The organism is Arthrobacter sp. TJ-170 (genome assembly GCF_058269305.1).
On sequence record NZ_JBZCNL010000001.1, the window covers coordinates 684,378 to 707,140 of the forward strand.

Sequence of the window (22,763 nt, forward strand, 5' to 3'; positions counted from 1 at the left end):
TCTGCGGGCTTTGGCTGGCGGGGGACCGTACGGCACCATGAAGGCATGCCAACCGCCGAAACCAGCCAGCCGTCGTCGTTGTTGCCGGCTGCCGGCCGGAAGAGGATCAAAGCCGAGATCCTGATTGTCCTGGGCCTGTCCCTCGGGCAGGCGGGTGTCTATGCCGTGGTTGAGCTGATTGACAAGCTGACCCGCGCACCGCTGTCTGCGCAGACGACGAGGCTCAATCCCACCCTCGACGACCGGCAGTACTTCGACCTCACCTATCAGCTGCTGGGGATCTTCTTCGCGCTGGCACCCGTGGTGCTGGTGCTCTTCCTGCTCACCGAGCCGGGGAAATCGGCGTTCCGCCGGATCGGCTTCACATTCAGCAAGCCGAAAGTCGACTTCGGTCTGGGAGTGGCGCTGGCAATGGTGATCGGCGTCGGAACCCTCGGGGTCTACGCCGCAGGGCGGGCGCTCGGTGTCACCACAGCGATCATTCCGACGGCGCTGGACACCTACTGGTGGACCTTGCCGGTGCTCGTGCTTTCAGCGATCCGCCATGCCGTGCTGGAAGAAGTGATCGTGGTGGGCTATCTTTTCGAGCGGCTCAGGGAACTGGGGTGGTCGGTCCCGGCGATCATTGTGACCTCAGCGCTCCTGCGCGGGAGCTACCACCTGTATCAAGGGATCGGGCCGTTCATCGGCAACGTAATCATGGGCCTGATCTTCGGGTACGCCTACACGCGCACCAGACGGGTCATGCCGCTGGTGGTCGCTCATGCGTTCCTCGACATTGCGGGCTTTGTCGGCTTTGCTCTGTTCGGCCCTGCCATCGGCATCGGGAACTAGCTCGGCGCGAGGCAGGCCTTGACTAGATCCTGACGGAGCCCTTCGGGGTCTCGAACGTGACCGACATGATGCCCGGTGTGCCGTTGGGGGCAATCCACTCCACGTCAACGTCGTCCAGGGGGTGGTTGGCGGGGGTGCCGAGCCATTCCGTCACACGCTCGGCGGACCCTGCGATGGTCAGCGCCCTGAGGCGTACCGACGCGGGCCGCGCCTGGGACGGGTGGAGGGACTCCGTGCCGTCATCCCAGCGGATCATGTAGGGAACCTGCGGGTCAGCGATCAGGCCCTTGATGCCGATCTGCTGCCAGGTCAGCTCCTGACCATCAGGGAACTTGCGGTTACCGGGTACGGCGCTGCGGCCCAGTCGCTCTTCGAAAGGTGCAAGATCGTCAACGGCCACACACCAGCCCATCCAGCCGCCGCCGGCCTCGGACCGGGCACGCACGGCCTGGCCGAAAGGTGCCTTGTCCGACGCAGGATGGTCGAGTACCTCGACAACCTCCAGATACTGGCCGTTGGCCAGTGGGCAAATCATGTTGCGGGTGCCGAACCGGGGGTGTACTCCACCCTTCACGAATTCCACGCCCAGGGCGTCGGAAATCCGGTCCGCAGTGGCCGTCAGGCCGTCGGGTTCGCAGGCATAAGACACATGATCCAGGCGCATGGCCCCATTTTGGCACTTTGTGATGCACGCCTCGACTTAGGGTTACCTAAGTCATAGCTATCGGGGTGAAGTGCCCAAGCAAACCCCAAGGTCAGCCACGGATAGTGGAGCGGACAGGGAGCCCGGTTCCGAGACCGCCGGAGTTTCCTGCAGGGACGCCCACTGGGCGTCCCCCTTGAGTGGGGCGGCCCGTTGCCCATAGACGGAGGCGGCCCCACTCAAGCGTTCCCGCCGGCCCAGTCAACGCCGGACCATTTCACCGCGAGTCACAATACTTGCCCTTTCCCATCCTGGTCGGGTTTTCTTGTACGAGGTCACGAGTGACAGTGCGGTGGGTTCCTTCCCGCCACCAGCCCCGGCTTACTGTCCGGCAACCCTCCTCTCGCGGTGGGGTGCCCCGGGTGACGACCAGGCCCTGCACGAGGTGTGCAGGAGCAAGCGCGATTCACAAAGGCGGCAGGTTTGACAGGGATCACCACAGCGGAACCGCACCACGAGGCGGAGTCCGTTGACGGCGTCGTCGTGCCGCGGCTTTCCATCGGCCCCCTCACGCTGGAAACCGGCGGGCACCTGCCCGACGTCGTTCTGGCCTACGAGACGTGGGGCACCCTCAACGCGGACGCCTCCAATGCGGTGCTCATTGAGCACGCGCTCACGGGCAGTTCCCACGTCGCCAGGGGAAATTCAACAGAAGACGGCTGGTGGGACGGCCTGGTTGGTCCCGGTAGGACCATCGACACCGACAGGTACTTCGTCGTGTCCATCAATATGCTGGGCGGCTGCTACGGGTCCACGGGTCCCGCGTCGCTCGATCCGGAGGGCAGGCCGTGGGGCTCGAGGTTTCCCTTCGTCACCATCCGCGATTCCGTGCGCGCCGAGGCGCTGCTCGCGGACCTTCTGGGTATTGACTCATGGCACTCGGTGCTCGGCGGCTCCATGGGAGGCGCGCGGGCGCTTGAGTGGGCAGTGACCTACCCGAAACGCGTTCAGCGCTGCGCCGTCATCGCCTGCGGAGCGGCAAGCACGGCTGAGCAGATCGCCTTCGCGCAGGCTCAGGTACAGGCAATCAGGCTCGATCCGCGGTTCGCCGGCGGCGACTACTACGGATCGGCCGGTCCGGAGCACGGATTGGGTCTGGCACGGCGGATCGCACATATCACGTACCGCTCGGAGGCCGAGTTCGGCCACCGGTTCGGCCGCGCGGCCCAGGGCATTGAGGAACCTTTCGGGTCACCTCTGCCGCATGGCCGCGGCCGCTACCAGGTGGAGAGCTACCTGGACCATCAGGCGGACAAGCTGGTTGGACGGTTCGATGCCAACAGCTACCTGATCCTCACCGAGGCGCTGATGAGCCACGACGTCGCACGCGGCCGCGGCAGCCTGACCACCGCGCTGGCCGATGCCACGGCGAAGTTCTTCGTCGCGGCGGTTGCCTCCGACCGGCTGTACTGGCCCTCCCAGTCGCATGAGCTGGCATCCGCCCTGCCCGGCAACGTGGCCGTGCACACCATCGCCTCACCAATCGGACATGATGCGTTCCTCACCGAGATAGCTCAGCTCGAACCGGCGCTTGAGGCCGCGTTCTACCACGACGACGACGGCGCGTGAGTTCCGAGTCAATGGTGTCCTGACTTCCGATTGCCACCTCGCCGCGCATGCACCCAGTTTCACCAGGATTCTGGTCCACCCGGAAACGGGGGCCGTGCTCAGCGTCGGCAGGGACAGGTACCGGCCACCCAAACACCTGCAGGACTGGGTACGAATCACCAACCCCACCTGCGTCCATCCCGGCTGCAACCGCTCATCGATGTCCTGCGAAATCGACCACGTCACTCCATGGGCGCACGGCGGGAAAACTGCCATGCACAACCTCCAACCCAGGTGCAAGCTCCGCCACATGCTCAAAACCGAAGGCGTCTGGTCCGCCGGACACGACGACGCCGGCGCACCGGGCATCACTTCATTCGGCGGCAAACCTACACCACCCTGGCCGAACCCCCACCACCCTTCTGGCGAGATTCGTGGGCGGCGCGCTGCAGAAAGGGGTCCAGTGCAGGCACCAGGTGCAACACAAGAGCCGACGCTATTTGGCCGTGCCTCGGGACAACCTGCGTTGTCTGGAGTAGCGCCGCGTGGACCCGTGCCACTATGGAGCAATGACAAATTCTCTCTCACCCGACGGCTCCGCTGTGTCCGCTTCCGGAATTGTCCCTGAACCTGGAAATCCACCAGGAAACGCGCAAGTGGTTGTCTGGTCGAAACCCGAGGATGAGCGAGAGGGTACGCCCCTGCTCGTGCTGCTGCACGGTCACATGGCCAACGAGGAAGACCTGATGGGCATCCTCGAGTCCCTGCCGGACGAATTCACGGTGGCTTCCCTCCGCGCACCCGTAGCCCAGGGGCCGGGTTTCACCTGGTTCCCGTTGATGCAGGACGTCGCCTATTCCGTCGACAAGGTCACCTCAGCGGTCCAGGATGTCATCGACTGGGTGGACTCCATCAAGGAGGCGCACTCAAGTGTGACCCTGCTCGGCTTCTCGATGGGCATGGCTGTGGCCAGCTCCATGTTGCGTGCCCGCCCTACCGACTATGCTGCCGTCGTCGGGCTTTCCGGCTTCGTGGTTCCGGCGGAGGACAGCGGGTTTTTCCACGACAGTGAGCTGGCCGCCAATCCTGTGCCGTTCTTCTGGGGCCGCGACCAGGAAGACCCGGTCATCCCGGCGGACAGGATCGAGTTCACCCATGGCTGGCTCAACCGCCACGTGAAGCTCACCAAGGTTCTCTACGCGGGCATGTATCACAGCATCAACGCCCAGGAACTGAAGCACGTCCGGGAGTTCCTGCAGATGGTCGTACCCGGGGTCGTCCGCAGATAACCCCATGTGGCCGCGTACTAGCGGGCTAGACTCCCGGATATGGGAAAAGAATCGCTCTGGGAGGCAGGAAAGCGCCAGGATCCCGACCGCTCAGCGGCCTATATCCGGCGTTTTGAGCAGCTGAACGCGCAAGGCACGGATCTGCACGGGGAAGCACGCTTCATTGACGCGCTGGCCGCCCGAAATTCCCGCATCCTCGACGCCGGCTGCGGGCAGGGCCGAGTCGGCGGTGAGCTTGCCCGGCGGGGCCATACAGTGGTCGGGGTTGATGCCGACGCTGAGCTGGTCGAAGCTGCCCGGGCGGCCCATCCGGAGTCTGCCTGGCTGGTGGGAGATCTGGCCGAGTTTGACCTACCTGGGTGCGGTATCGCGGAACCTTTCGACGTGATCGTCTGCGCGGGGAACGTCCTACCTTTTCTGGCCCCGGGTACGTCGCGGGAGGTTCTAACCCGCTTGCACCGCCATCTGGCAAAGGACGGGCGCTTGATTGTCGGGTTCGGCGCAGGGCGCGGCTACACCTTCGACAACTTCCGCGCTGACGCGGCCGGTGCCGGGCTCACCGTACCGCTGCGCCTGGCTACCTGGGACCTGAGGGTCTGGACGCCGTCGTCGGATTTCCTCGTTGCAGTGTGCGAGGCCCAAGGCGCGGAATAACAGTTGTGCCAATTCTTACCTCCCTGCCGTCACCAGCGATCTGTTGAGGGCAGGTCGTTGCGGCGCTATCCCTGCACTATGGTGACGGTAACCCCGTTCACAGTCACCGAATCGCCCGGGTGAAGCTGTCGTCCGCGGCGGTCCTCGATCTCACCATTGACCTTCACCAGGCCGTTCTCGATCAGTTCCTTGGACTCCACACCGTCCTCGGCAAGGTTGGCCAGTTTGATCAGCTGACCCAACCGGATCATTGAGTCGCGGATAGCCACTTCAGTGTCATTGCTCATGGTTACATCATGCCCGCAGAGAGCGATCTGCCCGCACACAACGTTGCCCTAGGGTTAACGGGTGTCTTACGCCCGCCACCTGCCCGCCGCCGTTGGGCTTCCGTTGGCTGTGGCCTCCGGGGTAGCCGTTCCGCTCCAAAGCAGGATCAACGGCGCGCTCGGGCAAACGCTTGACGACGGCCTCGCGGCCGCGCTCATCAGCTTCGGCACCGGCCTCGCACTGATGATCCTCATTTCGCTTCTGCTCCCGCATGGACGGGCCGGGCTTGCGCAGTTGGTGCCGGCGGTACGTGAGCGACGCTTTCCCCGCATCTACCTGGCGGCAGGAACAATCGGCGCGCTGTTCGTCTTCTCACAGGCCCTCACCATCTCGATTTTGGGAGTGGCACTGTTCACGGTCGCCGCTGTGATGGGACAAACGCTGAGCGGGCTCGCCGTGGACAGAGTCGGGATAGGACCCGGAGGACGGCGTCTGATTACCCCCATGCGCGTGATCGGAGTGACGCTCACGGTAGCGGCGGTCATCTGGGCTGTTTCGCCCCGGCTCGGAGAACCAGGTACGACGGCGGCACTGATCCTGCCGCTGCTGCTTCCAATCACCGCCGGCATCCTGGTCAGTTTCCAGCAGGCTATGAACGGAACCGCTGCCGTTCATTACGGCACGCCCATTACGGCGACACTCATGAACTTCATCGCGGGAGCGGTCGTCCTGCTGGTCGCCTGGCTGGTGAAGCTGCTGATAGCCGGGCCGCCCGATTCCCTGCCGGCGGAGTGGTGGTACTACATGGGCGGGCCGATGGGATGCCTGTTCATCGGTGTCGGGGCGCTCCTCGTGAGGTCCCTCGGCGTGCTGCTGACAGGGCTCGGAATGATCGCTGGCCAGCTGCTCGGTTCGCTTGCACTGGACCTTGTCTTTCCGACGGCGGGCACCGTCGTTGTCTTCGCCACAGTGGCGGGCCCAGTCCTGGCGCTGGGCGCCATCATCCTCACCACGCTGCCGTGGAACCGGAGATTAGTGGAACGCAGATAGACCAGGCCAAAGCAACGGGGGCGGGCCACATCACGCCTGTGGCCCGCCCCCGCCGATTACTCTTTCCGCCTGTTACCGGTCTGCCAACTCGTGGTCGTGGTCATGCTCCGGATGCAGGCCGCCGCCGCTCTCGGTGCCGCCGCCAAGCGGGTTGCCCTCGAAACCGGCCTTCTGCTTGAAGTTGCCCTTCACACTGTCTCCGACTCCATTCACCGCCGTCGTGTTCATTGCGTAGGTCAGTGTCAGGTGAGCAATGGCATCGCTCATCTGATCCAGCGATTCAATACTGACGTTGCCTGTGTCATCGCAGGCAGCGTGGTAGCAGGAATCGTAGGAAAGTCCGGCAACGCCCCCGAAGAGTTGAGCCTGTTCCTCGGTCTTGATGCCTTCGGCGCCGGTGAAGAGTCCACCGGCCGGGATGCCCTGCGCGATGAAGGGTCCGTAGTCGCTCCGGCCGCTGAACGCGGTCTCACCGGAGGGCAGGCCCTCCGCTGCGAAGTAGTCGTGGAAGTCCTGCTCAATCTGACCGGATCCGGCTGGTCCGGCAGCTGCGCCCGGCCCTACCGGGAACGCGGAGTTGTCGCCGTCGTAGACGAAGCGGCCGAAGTTCGCTGAGCCGATCATGTCGAAGTTCAGGTACAGGCCGACCTTCGCCAGCTCGCCGGATGCCGCGAGCTCATTCACATAGTGGCGTGCGCCGAGGAGTCCGTGCTCCTCCGCGCCCCACCAGGCGAAGCGGACTTTGTTGGCGGTCTCGACCTTCCGCATTGACTCTGCGACCGCAAGGATAGCGGCACTTCCCGTGCCATTGTCGTTGATGCCGGGACCGGCCAGAACACTGTCCAGGTGGGCGCCGACCATCACCACATTGTCGGCGTTGCCGGTTGCAGTCTCGGCGAGCACGTTGTAGGTCTCGCGGTTTTCGGAGATGGTGTCCGTGATGACCTGACCCGTGACCTCCTCGCCCATCAGGCCGGAGCCCACTGAGTAGCTCGCACCGAGTACGGGAATCCCGATTCCCGGGGCGCTGAGCGTGCCGGCGATCGGTCCGGTGCTTCCCGGCAGCCCGGTGTTGAAAATGACAACGGCAGTGGCCCCGGCTGCTTCAGCATTGCTGGCCTTCTGCGCGAAGGAGCAGCTGCCCCGCTGCACCAGTGCAATTGTTCCTGCGGCGAAACCGACGAAGTCGGAGGCTTCGCAACCGCTGGTGTTGGTGGCGCCGACGGCGCCGGTGGTGTCGACCGTGGTGATCACGCCGGTCGCGTTTCCTGCCCCCGAGTACGTCATGGTTGCGAAGGAATCAGCAGGGTACACCTGGGAGTCCGGGCTGGTCTGCGCGAGAACCGAAGGACTCAGCTCCTGGAAATAGGGGAAGGTGAAGGATTGCACGACGGGGGAGTACCCCGCTGCCTGCAACTTCGCGACCACGTAGTCCACGGAGTCGTTGTAGCCCTGGGTTCCGGACACCCGGGTTCCGCCATTGGACAGGGCGATCGCATCCAGTGCGTCGAGGTGGCCCACCACGCGGTCCGCCGAGACGGCGGTGCGTAGTTTCTGGGAGGTGTTGTTGTTGCTGTTGTCGTGGGTAGGTCCTGCCGTTGCTGCCAGCCCGCCTGTGGCAACGAGAGTAAGTCCACCGAGAAATGCCAGCGATGCTCGCCCAAAATGGGCGCGCTTGAGTAGAGCGTTTGGGATCACCGTTGTTCCTTCTGTCGCAAAGGTGCGCCTGCGGTCGCAGGCACTCGAACCCCCTGTGACGCGGATCACGCCACAGGGGGTTCGCTCAATCTATGGACACTTCTCCTGCTGCGTCAAGGGAGCCTTACTGGCCGGTAGATCGGCTGTAGATAACCGTTGCGGAGGCGCGTAAGGTCAGAAGTCCCAACGTGGGAATAGTTCTACGCAAAGGAGACTCTCATGGGACTGAGCAACATGATCAAGAGCGCCGCTGGCCGCCTGGGTGGCAGGTCCGGTGGAACCACCCGGCGATCCACAGGGACCGGCAGAACGGGAACCGGAAGGGGCGGCGTCAACCGTGGCGGTTCCGGAGGCGTGGGTGGAATGATCCGCGGCATCCTAAACCGGCGTTAGGCTCAGCACCTTCTTCGGCCCACCGCCGGAGTCCTGGGCGGCGTCGGGTCAGGAAGCGGTCCTCACGACCAGTACGTCGCACGGTGCCTTGTGCACAACGCTGCTTGCTACGCTGCCCAGGACGCGGCCGAGCCCCTTCATGCCGACATTGCCCACCACCAACAGCTGGGCACCGGAACGCTCCGCTTCCTCGATCAAAGCGTCCTGAGGCTTACCGTGCCGGGCAGCGGGACGGATCGCCAGGGCAGCGTGGTCTTCACGCAGCCGCTCCGCAACCTTTCCGGCCATCGACAACGCACGCTCCGCATCATCGAGGATGTACGTCTCGCTCCCGATTTTCACAACCTCGGTGTTGTCCGTGGTGTGGGCACTGAGCACAACGAGCTCGGCACCAAGACCCCCGGCCAGATCAGCGGCCCGGGAAGCGGCCCTGTATGCGGTGTCACTTCCATCGACTCCCACAATTACGATTCCTGCCATGGTGCGTCCTCCTCCATCCTCGACACCCAGTGTGGTGCCGGAACCTCAGCTTGAAAGTGTGACCCAACAGGTCACACCTCTATCAGTATGAGTGCGATACCTTCCTTCAGATTCATTACGGAGGCCGGTGTTCCTGCCTACCCGGGGTCGGGTCCCGCTCACAGGGGGTCGTCGTCGGAGGGGTTTCGGTAGGCTAAGGTGGTAGCTTCGCCCGCCCGGTTCCGTGCGGCAGTTCGCGTTTGATCCCGCCTGCTGCACTGCCCGGCGGCACATCGACGACCGCACCCAGCGGCCTGTCCAAACATGTAGAGGATGGCATTCATCGTGGCCAAGCAGGCTTCCGCCCTGGACCCAATCATCTCCCTCGCCAAGCGGCGCGGCTTCGTTTTCCAGGCCGGTGAAATCTACGGCGGTTCCCGGTCCGCGTGGGACTATGGCCCTCTCGGAGCCGAGCTGAAGGAAAACATCAAGCGCCAGTGGTGGCAGTCCATGGTTCGCGGTCGTGAGGATGTCGTCGGCCTGGATTCCTCGGTCATCCTTCCCCGCCAGGTATGGGAGGCATCCGGCCACATCGAGGTGTTCTCCGACCCGTTGGTGGAGTGCCTCTCCTGCCACAAGCGCTACCGTGCAGACCACCTCGAGGAAGAGTACGAGGAGAAGAAGGGCCGGCCCGCGGAGAACGGTCTTGCTGACATCGCCTGCGCCAACTGCGGCACCCGGGGCCAGTGGACTGAGCCGCAGGAGTTCTCCGGACTGCTCAAGACCTTCCTTGGTCCCGTCGCCAACGAGGAAGGCCTGCACTATCTGCGGCCCGAAACCGCCCAGGGCATCTTCGTGAACTTCAACAACGTGCTCACCACCTCCCGGAAGAAGCCCCCGTTCGGCATCGGCCAGATCGGCAAGAGCTTCCGCAATGAAATCACGCCCGGAAACTTCATCTTCCGCACCCGTGAGTTCGAGCAGATGGAGATGGAGTTCTTCGTAGAACCCGGCACGGACGACGAATGGCACGAGTACTGGATCAAGGAACGGTTCGACTGGTACACGGGTCTGGGCATCAACCCGGACAACCTGCGGCTCTTCGTCCACCCGCAGGAGAAGCTGAGCCACTATTCCAAGGGCACCACGGACATCGAGTACCGCTTCGGATTCCAGGGCTCGGAATGGGGCGAGCTCGAGGGCATCGCCAACCGCACGGACTTCGACCTCACCACCCACTCGAAGCACTCGGGCACCGACCTGAGCTACTTCAACCAGGGAACCAACGAGCGGTACACCCCGTACGTCATCGAGCCCGCCGCCGGTCTGACCCGTTCCTTCATGGCGTTCCTTGTGGACTCCTACGCTGAGGACGAGGCTCCGAATGCAAAGGGCGGCGTGGACAAGCGCACCGTGCTCAAGCTTGATCCGCGGCTCGCCCCGGTGAAGGCTGCCGTGCTTCCCCTCAGCCGCAACGAGGACCTCTCGCCGAAGGCGAAAGATCTGGGAGCGCAGCTGCGGAAGAACTGGAACATCGACTTCGACGACGCCGGCGCCATTGGCCGCCGCTATCGCCGCCAGGACGAAATCGGCACACCGTTCTGCATCACCGTTGACTTCGACACGCTCGAGGACCAGGCCGTCACCATTCGCGAACGGGACACCATGACGCAGGAGCGGGTTTCCCTCGACAAGGTCGAGGGTTACCTCGCCCAGCGGCTGGTGGGCGCGTAAGTGGCCATCCAGTACCGCCCCTGGCGCGACGGCGATGACCTCGAACTCCTTCAGGTGTGGGGCGGCCCGGAGAACCCGCAGGCCGAGCAGTCGCGGGCAGTGTTCAGGCCCTCGGCTGATTCCCCTTGGCTGCGCTGCATCGTTGCCGAAGACGCGGTCGGCCCGGTCACGGTGCCGGTCGCTGCTGGATATGTCTTCGAGCCGAAGCTGCACAATCAGCGGCTCTGGGCCTACGTCGAGGTCGGCATAGACCATCGACGTGCGGGAATTGGCGCCACGCTCCTGGGGATGCTCCGCCATGAAGCCGCTCAGACGCCGTCGGGCGTGTCCACGCTACGGGCAAAAGTGGTTTCGGGGTCAGACGGCGCAGCCTTCGCCGAGGCGGCCGGTCTCCGCGAGATCCAGCGATCCCGGGTCGTCGAGGTTGTTCCCGGTGCGCTCGCCGTTCCGGACTTCACCGACGACGACGGCCCGCAACTGGAGGAAGCCGCCACCGGTTCCGTTGAACTCACCCAGGCCGTAACCGAGTGGTACAACGCGGTGCATACCTGGGATCCCGCCGACATGACCCTGGGGCAGGCGCAGCAGTTCCTGCTCGCGGACACCGCTGGTGCCGGCGGGGCAGTGGTGCTTCGGGATCGGCCGAAGAACCAGGGCGGTACCATCGCCGCTTTTGCACTCAGCTACACGCAGAGCCGGACGGACGCCCCGGCCGATGTACTGATCGGATACGATCCCACCCTGCCGCCCAGCGAGCAGAGCGCCGCGGTGGCGTCCCTGCTGGCCATGCTGGTGTATCAGTACCCGGTGCAGGTGGAGGTCGATGATTCGATGACGGCACTGGTGGAGGTACTGGATCCGCTTCTGGCTACCGGTTCCGCTGAGGTCGTTGCAGAGTCCCGCGTCGTCAGCGACTAGGGGAGTCACAGGGTCACGCCGAGCGGGGACCGCTGGGCGAGGAGATCGGTTGCCCGGCGCAGGTGCCTCGGGTTCACGGTGGCGCCGGTGTCGCGCGAGAAGCTCTCCATAACGTAGGACGCGCTGAGTTCGTGCCACACGGAAACCTTCGTGAGCATGAAGTGGCCGGCCCCTGCGAGGGTGACGTACCGGACGTCGTCGGCTACGTGTTGGATCCGCTGTGCGTAGCGCAGGGACTGCCGGGGCGACGTCCAGCGGTCCGTGTCGCCATGGACAATCAGGACCCGGCGGCCGGCCAACTGCCGGGTGGGTGTTGTGCTGTCCACCCAGGGAGCAAGGGCGACCACCGTGCGCACCTGCGGGTCGTCCGCCGCGCACAGTGCTGTGAGCCCTCCCATTGAGTGCCCCAGCAGGTACACGGGCAGGCCAGGCCGTCGTTCGTGGATCTGTTCCAGTGCCCACCTCGCATCGTGCAGCGGGGACATGTGCTCGCCATTCCACCCCCGCACGCGGTTACGCAGGCTCCAGGTCTCAAGGCCGGCAGCGGATCCCCACGAGTGCAGCAGGCGCCCGAACGGAACCATGCGCGCCGGGCTCAAATGCCGGGACCGCACCGGCTCGAAACTGTTGGCGCGGCCTCCGTGCAGCACCAGTGCAACTCCGCGGACAGGAGCAGCGGCCGTGCGGACCATCACCTCCGGCGCATGCGCGATCGCACCGGCCGCATCCTCATCAGCCTCGCTGAACCGCTCCTTCGCCATTAACCCTCCTTGGATCCCTTTCGGCGTCAATCCCAACCGCGTCCCTCCAACGACTGTGCAAATCTCGGTCCACCACCACCTGACTGCGTAGAATCCTCAGGGGGAATCACGCAACAGCAGGATGGCGGTCTCCATCCTGCCAGTAGTACACCGACAGCAAGGGGAGTTGTGGGCCACAGCCATATCCATCCGTCGGACTCGGTCTCCTCCCGCAGTTCAGAGCAGAACGCCGCCCTGATGGGAACGCGCCGGCGGGCGAATTTTCTCCTCGCCGCAATTCTTGTCCCACTCGGCATCATCACACTCATCGGAATGGTCATGCTGTGGCCCGGCGCCGACCGGTCCCACATCACGGCCGCCAACCCGCTCGCCACGGCGCCGGGCACGTCGATGGACGTGGGTACCGTGCAGCGCGTGGTTCTTGAGGACTGCCCTTCCTCCCAGCCGACCGTTGACGCAGGCGGCGAGGCACAGCAGTGTCTGGTTGCCTACACTCAGCCCAACGCCGGCGGTTCCGCCGTACCGGTGGAACTCAACCCGGAAATAGCCCGGTCGGGACAGGTCGAAGCGGGTGATTCCATCCGCTACCTCAACCTTGAAGGGGTCATCAGCGGCGCCGGCGCCCCATACATCTTTGTGGACTTCGTTCGCACCCTCCCTGTCGCTGCGCTCGCGGTGCTCTACGCCGTCGTCGTTGTTTCTGTTGCCCGGTGGCGCGGGCTGCGCGCGATCATCGGGCTGGTCGGTGCGCTGATCGTGCTGGCGCAGTTTATGCTCCCGGGACTTGTCGAGGGTAAGCCGCCGCTCCTGCTGGGGCTGGTCGGTTCCGTGGTGATCATGTTCGGTGTCCTTTACTTTGCGCACGGGTTTTCCGCGCGTACCTCGACGGCGTTGCTTGGGACGATCTTCGGGCTGGCGATCACCGCGTTGTTGGCTGCGTGGGCAACCGACACAGCGAACCTCACCGGCGTCGGCAGCGACAGTTCCAGCGCCCTCATCAACGCTGCGCCACAGGTCTCTCTCTCCGGGATCATCCTCTGCGGGCTGATCATCTCCGGGCTCGGTGTGCTCAACGACGTGACGATCACGCAGTCCTCCGCGGTCTGGGAACTCTACGAGCTGGCGCCGGGGACTTCCACCCGCCGGCTGTTCGCCGGAGCCATGCGGATCGGCCGGGACCACATTGCCTCGACCGTCTACACCATTGCGTTTGCCTACGCGGGTGCCGCCCTGCCCCTGCTGATCCTGGTATCTCTGCAGGACAGCTCGCTGGTGGGCACGCTGACCAGCGGCGAGCTGGTCGAGGAGGTCGTGCGCACGCTGGTGGGGTCGATCGGGCTTGTTCTGGCCATTCCGGTCACCACGCTGATTGCCGTTCTGGTGGTCAAAGCGGTCGGCATCGATGTCCCGACGCGCACTTCCGTGACTGGACCCGACGACGAACCCACCCCCGCCACGCTCGCTGCCGAGAACTCCAGCGAGGCATGGAGTGGCGAGGCCGGGAGCGTTCCGGCCGGTGCCCTGCCGAGTCGCCGTGAGCTGCGCGAACACCGGCAGCTCTAACTCCCGTCCTCGATTTGCCCCGCCTTGCGACAATGGACGGGTGAGCATTGCACCAACAACTACCGCCACGCGGCTCGACCTGCCGCCGCTGCGCCTGGGCGGGATAACCGTCAATACCCCGGTGGTTCTCGCTCCCATGGCCGGCATCACCAATACAGCGTTCCGACGGCTTTGCCGCGAGTACGGCGGCGGCCTGTACGTCTCGGAGATGGTGACGTCACGGGCGCTAGTTGAACGCAACCCGGAATCCCTGCGCATCATCTCCCACGACGACGACGAGAAAGTCCGGTCCGTCCAGCTGTACGGTGTGGATCCCAAGACGGTCGGTGCCGCCGTCCGCATCCTCGTGGAAGAAGACCGCGCGGACCACATCGACCTGAACTTCGGCTGCCCCGTCCCGAAGGTCACCCGGAAGGGCGGCGGAGCGGCGCTGCCCTGGAAGATCGACCTCTTCACAGGAATCGTTCAGACGGCGGTACGGGAAGCCTCACGGGGGGACATCCCACTGACCATCAAGATGCGCAAGGGCATCGACGAGGATCATCTGACCTTCCGCGAGGCGGGCAAGATCGCGCGCGACGCGGGTGTGGCCGCCGTCGCGCTCCACGGGCGCACGGCGTCGCAGTTCTACTCCGGCAAGGCCGACTGGAACGCCATCGCGGAACTGCGGGAGGCGCTGCCGGACATCCCTGTGCTGGGCAACGGTGATATCTGGAGCGCCGAAGACGCCATCAGCATGGTGCAGCAGACCGGCGTCGACGGCGTCGTCATCGGTCGGGGGTGCCAGGGCAGGCCCTGGCTGTTCGGTGACCTTATGAACGCTTTCGAGGGCAAAGACGAACGCCACCGTCCTGACCTCGGCCAGGTGGCCGACACCGTATACCGGCACGCGGAACTGCTGGTCGACACATTCGGCAACGAGATGATGGCGTTGCGCGATATCCGCAAGCACATGGCCTGGTACTTCAAGGGCTACGTGGTGGGCGGGGACCTGCGGGCCGCGCTCGCCACGGTTCCGACGCTCGAGGTCCTGCGGGGTCTGCTTGACCAGTTGGACCGCACCTCGCCGTACCCCGGAGCCGACGCCGAAGGCCCGCGCGGGCGGGCCGGCTCGCCCAAGCGCACCTCCCTGCCGGACCGGTGGCTGGAAGCCCGGCAACTGAACCCCGCGCAGCAGGCGGATATCGCCGCCGCGGAAGTCGACGTATCCGGTGGATAGGGCAGGGGAGTACGTGCGCAACACCAGGAATGAACGCCGTGGCCGCAATGAGCGCAGTGAGCCCAAAGAGTACCTGGGCCGTCAGTCGCCGATTACTCCCGGCTACACGGACGCCGACATGCAGCGCTGGGTCGATGAGGCGCCCAAGAGCCTTCACCGTACGCATTTCGAGCGTGACCGCGCCCGCGTGCTGCACTCCTCAGCGCTACGCCGGCTTGGCGCGAAGACGCAGGTCGTTGCACCCGATACCGACGACTTCGTTCGAACCCGGCTGACGCACAGCCTCGAGGTGGCCCAGGTGGGGCGGGAACTGGGACGGTCGCTCGGCTGTGACCCCGACATCGTGGACGCTGCCTGCCTGTCCCACGACCTCGGACATCCGCCGTTCGGGCACAACGGGGAGGCCACCCTCAACGATCTTGCGCACTCCATCGGAGGGTTCGAAGGCAATGCCCAAACCCTCCGGCTGCTCACCCGGCTGGAGCCGAAGGTCATCCGGGCCGATGACACCCCCGCAGGGCTCAACCTCACCCGTGCCAGCCTTGACGCTGCCTGCAAATATCCGTGGACGGCCACGGACGCCCCCGTGATTCACGGCCACCGAACCTCCAAATTCGGCGCTTACGAAGATGACTTGCCCGTTTTCGCCTGGCTGCGGCAGGGAGCGCCGGCCGGTCGGTCCTGCCTCGAAGCGCAGGTGATGGACCTCGCCGACGACATCTCCTACTCGGTCCATGATGTCGAGGACGCAATCGTCGCCGGACACTTCCAGCTCAAATGGATGGACAGCCCGGACCACCGCGCGCGCGTCGTCGGGTACACGCAGCAGTGGTACCTGCCGCACTCGGATCCGGCCGCCGTCGACGCCGCCCTGGCGCGCCTGGAGGCGACGGACGTGTGGGTCCGTCAGGCTGACGGCAGCCGCAAGGCCATGGCCGCGCTGAAGAACATGACCAGCCAGCTCATCGGACGCTTCTGCCTCAGCGCCCTGGAGACCACCCGGGGAATCTACGGCACCGACCCTCTCACCAGGTACGCCGCGGAGATGGTGGTCCCGGAGGATACGGTCACCGAGATCGCGGTCATGAAGGGCCTGGCCACCACCTACGTGATGACGAGCGTCCACCGCCAGCCCATTTACGAACGCCAACGCGAAGTGTTGTCATCCCTCGTGCAGCAGATGGCTGCGGCCGGCGACCGCTACCTGGAGCCAATGTTCGCAGCCGACTGGCGCAAGGCAGAGGACGATGACTCCCGGCTCCGCGTGGTGATCGACCAGGTTGCATCCCTCACAGACGCGTCCGCGCTCGCCCTGCACGAGAGAGTCGTCGGGCCCGTCCCTGCCCTCTGGTAACGATCCCAGGCAAGGCAACCCCGACGGCGGGAGCAGGCACCCTACACCTAGACTGGATGGCATGGCCGGACTCATCAAGCGCGAAGATATCGATGAGGTTCGCCAGCGCACCGACATCAAGGAAGTGGTGGACGGTTACGTCACCCTCAAGTCCGCGGGCGTGGGTTCCTGGAAGGGGCTCTGTCCGTTCCACGACGAGCGGTCGCCGTCGTTCCATGTCCGCCCGCACATGGGCTCCTACCACTGCTTCGGATGCGGTGAGGGCGGCGACGTCATCTCCTTTGTGCAGAAGATGGACCACACGTCCTTCGCTGAGACGGTCGAGAAACTGGCCGCGCGCATCGGCTTCGACCTCCGTTATGAGGACGGCGGCACCGGGCCCCGCCGGGAGGACGCGGGAAGGCGGCAGCGTCTCCTTGACGCCCACAAGATCGCCGCGGAGTTCTACCGCGACCAGCTCCTGATCCCCGAGGCGGCAACAGGACGCGCCTTCCTTCAGGAGCGGGGCTTCGACCGGTCCGCCGCTGAGCATTTCGGCGTCGGCTACGCGCCCCAGGGGTGGGACGGGCTGCTCAATCACCTGACCGGCCGCGGATTCACGCTGGATGAGCTGAAGTTGACCGGCATGTTCAGCGTCTCGTCCAACAATGCCGGCAGGCTCTACGATCGTTTCCGCGGACGGCTGATGTGGCCTATCCGGGACATCACCGGAGACACGGTGGGGTTCGGAGCGCGCAAGCTGTACGAGGATGACCCCGGCCCGAAGTACCTGAATACCCCGGAGACCACCCTGTACAAGAAGTCCCAGGTGCTCTACGGGATTGACCTCGCCAAGCGGGAGATCGCCAAATCCCGCCAGCTCGTGGTGGTGGAGGGCTACACCGACGTCATGGCGTGCCACCTGGCCGGGGTGGGCACCGCCGTGGCAACCTGCGGTACGGCCTTCGGAGCCGAGCACATCAAGATCGCGCGGCGGCTCCTGTCCGACGACGGCACTGGGGGAGAGGTCATTTTCACCTTCGATGGTGACGCAGCCGGGCAGAAGGCCGCCCTGCGGGCCTTCGAGGAAGACCAGAGATTCAACGCACAGACCTACGTCGCCGTCGGGGCAGGCGGAGCTGACCCCTGCGAGCTCCGGCAAAGCGCCGGAGATCAGGCGGTACAGGATCTCATCAGCACGCGCCGCCCACTGTTCGAGTTCGCAATCAAGGCATCCTTCGACCAGTTCGATCTCTCCACCGGCGAGGGGCAGATGAAGGCCCTCCGGCACGCCGCACCGATTGTGGCCAATATTCGCGACGTGTCCCTGAGATCCGTCTACACGCGCGAGCTTTCCCGCTGGCTCGGAATGCAGTTCGTCGGCGAGGACCAGGTAGCTCGTGCGGTGACTTCCGCAGCGAAGCGGAACGCGCAGCCGACACAGGACTCGCAAGGCACTCACGGCAGTCAGGGTTCCCGGGGGAACCAGGGCTCATGGGGGAGCCAGAGCTCCCAGGGCGACGGCCGGCGTCGTGCAGTAACTTCGGACGCGCAGCCGGCTGGTCCGCAGGACGGTACGGGCGGGTTTCCCAATAACGCCGGCGGTCCGGAACCCTCTGAGGACGTGCCGCAGTTCCGCCGTCCCGACCCTCGCGACCCGGTAGCGCGCATGGAGCGCGAGGCTCTTGAGGTGGTCCTGCAGTATCCGCAGTTGCTGGATGAGAGCCAGTGGGAACGGTTCGCGGACTCCCGGTTCTCGGTCCCGGCCTATGCGGCGCTCCACGACGCTGTGCGGGCCGCCGGGACGGGCGGTACGGATGGGTCCGGCTCGGCGTCGAACTGGGTGGAACGCGTGCGTCAGGAGGTCCCGGAGATGCTGCGGGGGTTCGTCAGCGAACTCGCTGTGACTCCGCTGCCCGCCACGGACGGAGACGGGCTGACGATGTACTGCCGCGCCATCCTCAACGGGCTGTCCGAGCTTCGCATCACCCGTCTGAAGGCCGAGAAGCTGAGCGCGCTTCAGCGGGTCGACGCGGCGGCGGATCCCGAGCTCTACCGGCAGCTGCAACGGGAGCTGATGGAGCTTGAAATGGAACGCCGCGCGCTGCGCTCCGACTAGCGGCCGCTCAATTTCACTTCCCCGCTTTTCCTATGTAAAGTTGTTCCTGCTGCTTTCCCCCGTAGCTCAATTGGCAGAGCATTCGACTGTTAATCGAAGGGTTACTGGTTCAAGTCCAGTCGGGGGAGCAAATAGGCTCCTGACCTGCGGTTTCGTAGGTCAGGAGCCTTTCTCATGTTCCTAGGGGGAGGATCTCACGTGACGCAACGCCCAAGCCGGCCGGCAGCGCCGCTCGTTACAGGGCGCGAGCGGGTGCACTGGGTTGATTTCGCCAAAGCTGTAGCGATTGTGCTTGTTGTGCTCTATCACGTCAGTATCACCGGGGTCAATTTCCTGTTCCCCGGAACGGACAGCTTCGCACTGGCCGCCTGGAGAGAGGCCTGCCAGATGCTGCTCCCCATCCGGATGCCCCTGTTCTTCCTCGTAGCGGGGATGCTGGCCTCCGGCGCAATTCTCCGGTCCTGGAAGGCGTCCTGGCGTTCCCGTTTCGCCGACATTCTCTGGCCCTACCTCCTATGGAGTGTCATCTTCGCCGGCGTCGTGGGGTTCGGGTACCAGCCTGACGACCCCTTTGGGTATACCAAGTACAGCCTCGCGACCATACCGCAGGGAGGTACGGCGTACTGGTTCCTGCCTGTCCTGGTCGTTTTCTTCGTGCTCGCCAAAGCGCTTCGCCCGGTCGCCCCGCTTGCCACCCTCGGCGCACTGATCCTGCTCAGTGTGCAGTCAGCGATCGGTGAATATATTCCGGGTTTCGTGCCTGATGAGCTGGCGGTGAATATTGTGCGTCTGGCCAACTTTGCGCTGTGGTATTTCCTCGGATGCTTCGCGGGAACGACGATCAAACGGATAGCCGATGCCGGCTCCTCCCGGTTGATGCTGGGGGCGGCGGCTATCTATGCCGCGCTTGCCTACCTCATCTACGTGCGTGACACTGAACTTCCGTTGAGTATCACGATCACGATCACCGGACTCATCTGCGCAATAACTTTGTCTACTTGGGCAACCCGCTATCCTGCAGTCCGCACTGCCGCAAGGTATATCGCGGCGAGAACGCTGCCCATTTACCTGATCCACCCCGTCCTGCTAGGTCTCATCGGAGGAGCATTCATTTGGACAGGCGGCGGTCAGGAGGTCCTGAGCCAATCCCTTCCCGTCCTGAACGCCATTGCCGTTCCCGCGCTCACTGTCATGCTTACTGCCGGGTCGCTCGTCGCGTATGACTTCCTCATGCGGACCCCATTACGCGTTCTGTTCCAGTTCCCGGGCGCCGCACGGGTACCCGGAACTCGATCTTTCGCAGACGCCGGAAGCCGCTGACGCTCGAGGAGACTGCCCGTCTTTCCGCGCACCCGAGAACGTCGCTCCTGCAGCTCCCATTGGTCGTTCAGGCTAGAGCACTACTCTTGCCCCATGCGTTCAGATGAACTTGTCCTTGTTACGGGCGCCACCGGTTACATCGGAGGCCGCCTGGTGTCGCGGTTGGTGGAGGAAGGCCGACGGGTCCGCGTTGTGGTGCGGTCGCCGCAGAAGCTGAGGGACGTGCCCTGGGCCGCACAGGTCGAGGTCATTGAAGGAGACCTCCAGGACGCTGAAACCATGAACCGCGCCTGTGAGGGCGTTTCCACGCTGTACTACCTCGTTCACTCCATGGGATCCGGTCGTGGGTTTGATGAGCGCGAGGCGCAGATTGTCGCGACCGTCGCCGGGGCTGCCGCGCAGGCTTCCGTCCGCCGCATCGTCTACCTGGGCGGCCTGCACCCGCAAGGTGTCAGGCTCTCGACCCACATGCGCTCCCGCGTTGCGGTCGGGGACGCGCTGCTGGCCTCCGGAGTCCCCACGGTTGCCTTCCAGGCCGGCGTTGTGATCGGCTCCGGCTCCGCGTCGTTCGAAATGATCCGGCATCTGGCCGACGTTCTCCCGGTGATGCCGGCGCCGAAGTGGGTGCTGAACCGCATCGAACCCATCGCCGTACGCGACGTCATCCACTACCTGCTCGGCGCACTGGACCTTCCGGAAGGGCTTAACCGCACCTTCGACATCGGCTCGGGTGACGTGCTGACCTACGCGGACATGATGAAGCGCTACGCAGAAGCGGCGGGCCTGCCCCGGCGGACCGTCCTCGCACTGCCCGTCCTCACCCCGCGCCTGGCCGGACACTGGGTGAATCTCGTTACCCCTATTCCCCGGGCCATGGCGATGCCGTTGATCGAATCCCTCCAGCACGACGCCATCACCGCCGAAGCGGACATTCACGACTACCTGCCGCAACCGGAAGTCGGCCTCACGGACTACAGCAGCGCCGTCGACCTTGCCCTTAACAAGATGAGTGCCGGGGAGGTGGAGACGAGCTGGGCGGGTGCTTCATTGCGCGACGCGGTTGCCGACCCGCTCCCCTCGGACCCGCAGTGGGCCGGCCATACCGTCTTCAAGGACGAGCGCACGCTCCACTCAAGCGCACCTGCCCCAGCTGTCTGGAAGGTGATCGAGGGCATCGGCGGGGAAAACGGGTGGTACTCCTGGCCCGTCGCCTGGGCCGCGCGCGGCTGGCTGGACAAGGTTGCGGGCGGGGTCGGTCTGCGCCGCGGACGCAGGCACTCCTCGGATTTGATGGCGGGAGAGGCCCTGGACTTCTGGCGGGTCGAGGAGTTGGTGCGCGGCGAAAAGCTGCGCCTGCGGGCTGAGATGAAGCTTCCCGGGCGGGCATGGCTTGAGTTGTCGGTAGTGCCTGACGGCGGCGCCAGTGAATACCGCCAGCGCGCCGTCTTCTTCCCCCGCGGCCTGGCCGGCAGGCTCTACTGGCTCAGTGTGCTGCCGTTCCACGGCGTGGTCTTCGCTTCAATGGCCCGCAACATCACGCGAACGGCAGAGCGCGCGAGCCAGGAGCGGTGACAGCCGCTGGGCAGCTTGCACCGGGATCCCCAGCTAGCCCAGGGCGGGGACGGTGCGTGGCCGGACGATTGTCCAGAGAAACACGATTCCAAGGGCGATGCACGCCGCCATGACCGCAGCCATGGGTGTCGCTGAAGCAATGCCGAGGACACCGACAATGGGTGAGATGACACCGGCGAGCCCGAAGGTCGTCGCTCCAAGGAGCGACGCCGCGGTGCCGGCCTGGGCGCCGTGGTTGGCGAGTGCGAGCACCTGCACGCACGGGAAGGTGAAGCCCGCCGCCGCGATGTAGAACCAGAGCGGAACAGCTGTGCCCCAGAAACCCAGCTCCAGGTAGTCGAAGAGGATCATCAGCATAGCCATCGCGAGCATCGCTACTGTGGAGCAGGCAATGATCCACTGTGGACCCACCCTTCGGACAATGCGTGCACTGGTCTGGACGGCCGCGACAATGCCCAGCGAGTTCACAGCGAAAAGCAGTCCGTACTGTTGCGGATCGAGTCCGTACACGTCCTGGAACAGGAACGGGGACGCCGAAAGGTAGGAGAACAGGCCCGCAAAGTTCATGCCGCCGACCAGCAGGATCCCGATGAAGATCCGGTCGGTCAGAACCGCCCGGTACCGCTGAAGCGCCGTGGACGACGACGCCTTCCGCCGGTCCGCAGGAAGCGTCTCGATGATGAACAGCGTGACGGCGAGGATCACCAGGAACCCGTACGCGGCGAGGAACCAGAAGATCCCGGGCCAGGGCATGACGACCAGCAATTGGGATCCGATCACCGGCGCAAAGATGGGCGCCATGCCGTTCACCAGCGCCATATAGGAGAGCATGCGGACCAGCGGGTAGCCGCTGAAGAGATCACGGATCATTGCCATGGCCACGACGCCGCCACCGGCGGCGCCGACGCCCTGCAGCACCCGGAAGATCATGAGCATGCCGATATCCGTGGACAGCGCCGCACCAAGGGAGGCAACGACGTGCAGGGCGGTAGCAATGATCAGCGGAAGCCGCCGGCCCACCTTGTCGCTCAACGGCCCCACGAGCAGCTGGCCCGCTGCGAACCCCACGATTGTCCCGGTCAGAGTGAGCTGCACAGCCGCCTCAGAGACGCCGAGGTCATCCTGCAGCGCCGGGAACGCGGGCAGGTACAGGTCGATAGTGAAGGGGCCGAGGGCGGTCAGGGTGCCAAGAATGACAACGTAAATCAGCTTCTGTCGCCGGGTGAGGGCGTCACCGGGATGCGTGATGATGCTCAACAGATACCTAACTGGCGCGTGTGCGGATGCGGGAGAAAACACACTGCGACGCTGCAGGCGCGAAATTTGGAG

General features: G+C 64.9%; 20 protein-coding genes, 1 tRNA gene and 1 riboswitch. Of the genes, 15 read left to right on the top strand and 6 right to left on the bottom strand.

Annotated elements, in window-relative coordinates; genetic code table 11:
• The first annotated feature begins 45 nt into the window (after positions 1-45).
• Positions 46-834 carry a CPBP family intramembrane glutamic endopeptidase gene (locus AC4D1W_RS03195; RefSeq protein ID WP_490897791.1) on the top strand — a complete coding sequence of 263 codons (789 nt, stop codon included), beginning with the start codon at positions 46-48 and terminating at the stop codon, positions 832-834.
• A 22-nt stretch (positions 835-856) separates the two neighbouring features.
• On the opposite strand, the gene AC4D1W_RS03200 is transcribed toward AC4D1W_RS03195, so the two are convergent.
• Complete coding sequence (locus tag AC4D1W_RS03200; RefSeq protein WP_490890781.1) at positions 857-1,498, bottom strand: VOC family protein; 642 nt, start codon at positions 1,496-1,498, stop codon at positions 857-859.
• A gap of 312 nt (positions 1,499-1,810) precedes the next feature.
• Positions 1,811-1,945, top strand: a riboswitch (SAM riboswitch).
• A gap of 15 nt (positions 1,946-1,960) precedes the next feature.
• Between AC4D1W_RS03200 and metX the strand changes: the two genes are divergently transcribed.
• The 4 genes from metX to AC4D1W_RS03220 all read left to right on the top strand — a co-directional run bounded on the left by metX (position 1,961) and on the right by AC4D1W_RS03220 (position 5,028).
• Positions 1,961-3,106, top strand: coding sequence for a homoserine O-acetyltransferase MetX (gene metX / locus AC4D1W_RS03205; protein ID WP_490897792.1), 1,146 nt, complete (start codon positions 1,961-1,963; stop codon positions 3,104-3,106).
• A gap of 94 nt (positions 3,107-3,200) precedes the next feature.
• Positions 3,201-3,713 carry an HNH endonuclease signature motif containing protein gene (locus AC4D1W_RS03210; RefSeq protein ID WP_490897793.1) on the top strand — a complete coding sequence of 171 codons (513 nt, stop codon included), beginning with the start codon at positions 3,201-3,203 and terminating at the stop codon, positions 3,711-3,713.
• Positions 3,655-4,374, top strand: coding sequence for an alpha/beta hydrolase (locus AC4D1W_RS03215; RefSeq protein ID WP_490897794.1), 720 nt, complete (start codon positions 3,655-3,657; stop codon positions 4,372-4,374). The genes AC4D1W_RS03210 and AC4D1W_RS03215 overlap by 59 nt, the downstream gene beginning before the upstream one ends.
• 39 nt (positions 4,375-4,413) lie before the next feature.
• Positions 4,414-5,028: a class I SAM-dependent methyltransferase gene (locus tag AC4D1W_RS03220; RefSeq protein ID WP_490897795.1), complete on the top strand. Its 615-nt coding sequence runs from the start codon at positions 4,414-4,416 to the stop codon at positions 5,026-5,028.
• 65 nt (positions 5,029-5,093) lie between these two features.
• Here the strand turns inward: AC4D1W_RS03220 and AC4D1W_RS03225 are convergent, their stop codons facing one another.
• Positions 5,094-5,315, bottom strand: coding sequence for an RNA-binding S4 domain-containing protein (locus AC4D1W_RS03225; protein ID WP_490897796.1), 222 nt, complete (start codon positions 5,313-5,315; stop codon positions 5,094-5,096).
• Between the two features lie 61 nt (positions 5,316-5,376).
• On the opposite strand from AC4D1W_RS03225, the gene AC4D1W_RS03230 reads away from it, so the two are divergent.
• Positions 5,377-6,345 (top strand): DMT family transporter, encoded by a 969-nt coding sequence (locus tag AC4D1W_RS03230; RefSeq protein ID WP_490897797.1) that lies wholly within the window; start codon positions 5,377-5,379, stop codon positions 6,343-6,345.
• A 72-nt stretch (positions 6,346-6,417) separates the two neighbouring features.
• Here the strand turns inward: AC4D1W_RS03230 and AC4D1W_RS03235 are convergent, their stop codons facing one another.
• Together AC4D1W_RS03235 and AC4D1W_RS03240 are read right to left on the bottom strand one after the other, a co-directional pair.
• Positions 6,418-8,043 (bottom strand): M28 family peptidase, encoded by a 1,626-nt coding sequence (locus tag AC4D1W_RS03235; protein WP_490897798.1) that lies wholly within the window; start codon positions 8,041-8,043, stop codon positions 6,418-6,420.
• 441 nt (positions 8,044-8,484) lie between these two features.
• Positions 8,485-8,916 (bottom strand): universal stress protein, encoded by a 432-nt coding sequence (locus AC4D1W_RS03240; protein WP_490897799.1) that lies wholly within the window; start codon positions 8,914-8,916, stop codon positions 8,485-8,487.
• A 312-nt stretch (positions 8,917-9,228) separates the two neighbouring features.
• Between AC4D1W_RS03240 and AC4D1W_RS03245 the strand changes: the two genes are divergently transcribed.
• Positions 9,229-10,629, top strand: a complete 1,401-nt coding sequence (locus AC4D1W_RS03245; protein ID WP_490897800.1) for a glycine--tRNA ligase — start codon at positions 9,229-9,231, stop codon at positions 10,627-10,629.
• Complete coding sequence (locus tag AC4D1W_RS03250) at positions 10,630-11,547, top strand: GNAT family N-acetyltransferase (protein ID WP_490897801.1); 918 nt, start codon at positions 10,630-10,632, stop codon at positions 11,545-11,547.
• A gap of 5 nt (positions 11,548-11,552) precedes the next feature.
• On the opposite strand, the gene AC4D1W_RS03255 is transcribed toward AC4D1W_RS03250, so the two are convergent.
• Entirely contained in the window at positions 11,553-12,308 is a 756-nt protein-coding gene (locus AC4D1W_RS03255; protein ID WP_490897802.1) for an alpha/beta hydrolase, read from the bottom strand.
• A 168-nt stretch (positions 12,309-12,476) separates the two neighbouring features.
• Here AC4D1W_RS03255 and AC4D1W_RS03260 point away from each other — a divergent pair, with 168 nt between their 5' ends.
• The 7 genes from AC4D1W_RS03260 to AC4D1W_RS03290 all read left to right on the top strand — a co-directional run bounded on the left by AC4D1W_RS03260 (position 12,477) and on the right by AC4D1W_RS03290 (position 21,434).
• Positions 12,477-13,871, top strand: coding sequence for a YibE/F family protein (locus tag AC4D1W_RS03260; protein WP_490897803.1), 1,395 nt, complete (start codon positions 12,477-12,479; stop codon positions 13,869-13,871).
• Between the two features lie 40 nt (positions 13,872-13,911).
• Positions 13,912-15,090 (top strand): tRNA dihydrouridine synthase DusB, encoded by a 1,179-nt coding sequence (gene dusB, locus AC4D1W_RS03265; protein WP_490897804.1) that lies wholly within the window; start codon positions 13,912-13,914, stop codon positions 15,088-15,090.
• Between the two features lie 73 nt (positions 15,091-15,163).
• A complete protein-coding gene (locus AC4D1W_RS03270) occupies positions 15,164-16,444 on the top strand; it encodes a deoxyguanosinetriphosphate triphosphohydrolase (RefSeq protein ID WP_490897890.1) in 1,281 nt (426 codons plus the stop codon).
• A gap of 61 nt (positions 16,445-16,505) precedes the next feature.
• Positions 16,506-18,542, top strand: a complete 2,037-nt coding sequence (gene dnaG, locus AC4D1W_RS03275) for a DNA primase (protein WP_490897805.1) — start codon at positions 16,506-16,508, stop codon at positions 18,540-18,542.
• 55 nt (positions 18,543-18,597) lie between these two features.
• Positions 18,598-18,670 (top strand) — tRNA-Asn (locus AC4D1W_RS03280).
• 70 nt (positions 18,671-18,740) lie between these two features.
• The gene (locus tag AC4D1W_RS03285) at positions 18,741-19,862 is read left to right on the top strand and encodes an acyltransferase family protein (RefSeq protein WP_490897806.1); all 1,122 of its coding nucleotides are present in this window, start codon (positions 18,741-18,743) and stop codon (positions 19,860-19,862) included.
• A gap of 93 nt (positions 19,863-19,955) precedes the next feature.
• Entirely contained in the window at positions 19,956-21,434 is a 1,479-nt protein-coding gene (locus tag AC4D1W_RS03290; protein WP_490897807.1) for an SDR family oxidoreductase, read from the top strand.
• Between the two features lie 33 nt (positions 21,435-21,467).
• Here AC4D1W_RS03290 and AC4D1W_RS03295 read toward each other — a convergent pair whose 3' ends face one another.
• Entirely contained in the window at positions 21,468-22,691 is a 1,224-nt protein-coding gene (locus AC4D1W_RS03295) for a multidrug effflux MFS transporter (protein ID WP_490890799.1), read from the bottom strand.
• Between the last annotated feature and the right edge of the window lie 72 nt (positions 22,692-22,763).

Coding starts and splice junctions, on each gene's coding strand:
- AC4D1W_RS03195 (WP_490897791.1), top strand. CDS start 46: ATGCCAACCGCCGAAACCAGCCAGCCGTCGTCGTTGTTGCCGGCTGCC.
- AC4D1W_RS03200 (WP_490890781.1), bottom strand. CDS start 1,498: ATGCGCCTGGATCATGTGTCTTATGCCTGCGAACCCGACGGCCTGACG.
- AC4D1W_RS03215 (WP_490897794.1), top strand. CDS start 3,655: ATGACAAATTCTCTCTCACCCGACGGCTCCGCTGTGTCCGCTTCCGGA.
- AC4D1W_RS03220 (WP_490897795.1), top strand. CDS start 4,414: ATGGGAAAAGAATCGCTCTGGGAGGCAGGAAAGCGCCAGGATCCCGAC.
- AC4D1W_RS03225 (WP_490897796.1), bottom strand. CDS start 5,315: ATGAGCAATGACACTGAAGTGGCTATCCGCGACTCAATGATCCGGTTG.
- AC4D1W_RS03240 (WP_490897799.1), bottom strand. CDS start 8,916: ATGGCAGGAATCGTAATTGTGGGAGTCGATGGAAGTGACACCGCATAC.
- AC4D1W_RS03245 (WP_490897800.1), top strand. CDS start 9,229: ATGGCATTCATCGTGGCCAAGCAGGCTTCCGCCCTGGACCCAATCATC.
- AC4D1W_RS03255 (WP_490897802.1), bottom strand. CDS start 12,308: ATGGCGAAGGAGCGGTTCAGCGAGGCTGATGAGGATGCGGCCGGTGCG.
- dnaG (WP_490897805.1), top strand. CDS start 16,506: ATGGCCGGACTCATCAAGCGCGAAGATATCGATGAGGTTCGCCAGCGC.
- AC4D1W_RS03290 (WP_490897807.1), top strand. CDS start 19,956: ATGCGTTCAGATGAACTTGTCCTTGTTACGGGCGCCACCGGTTACATC.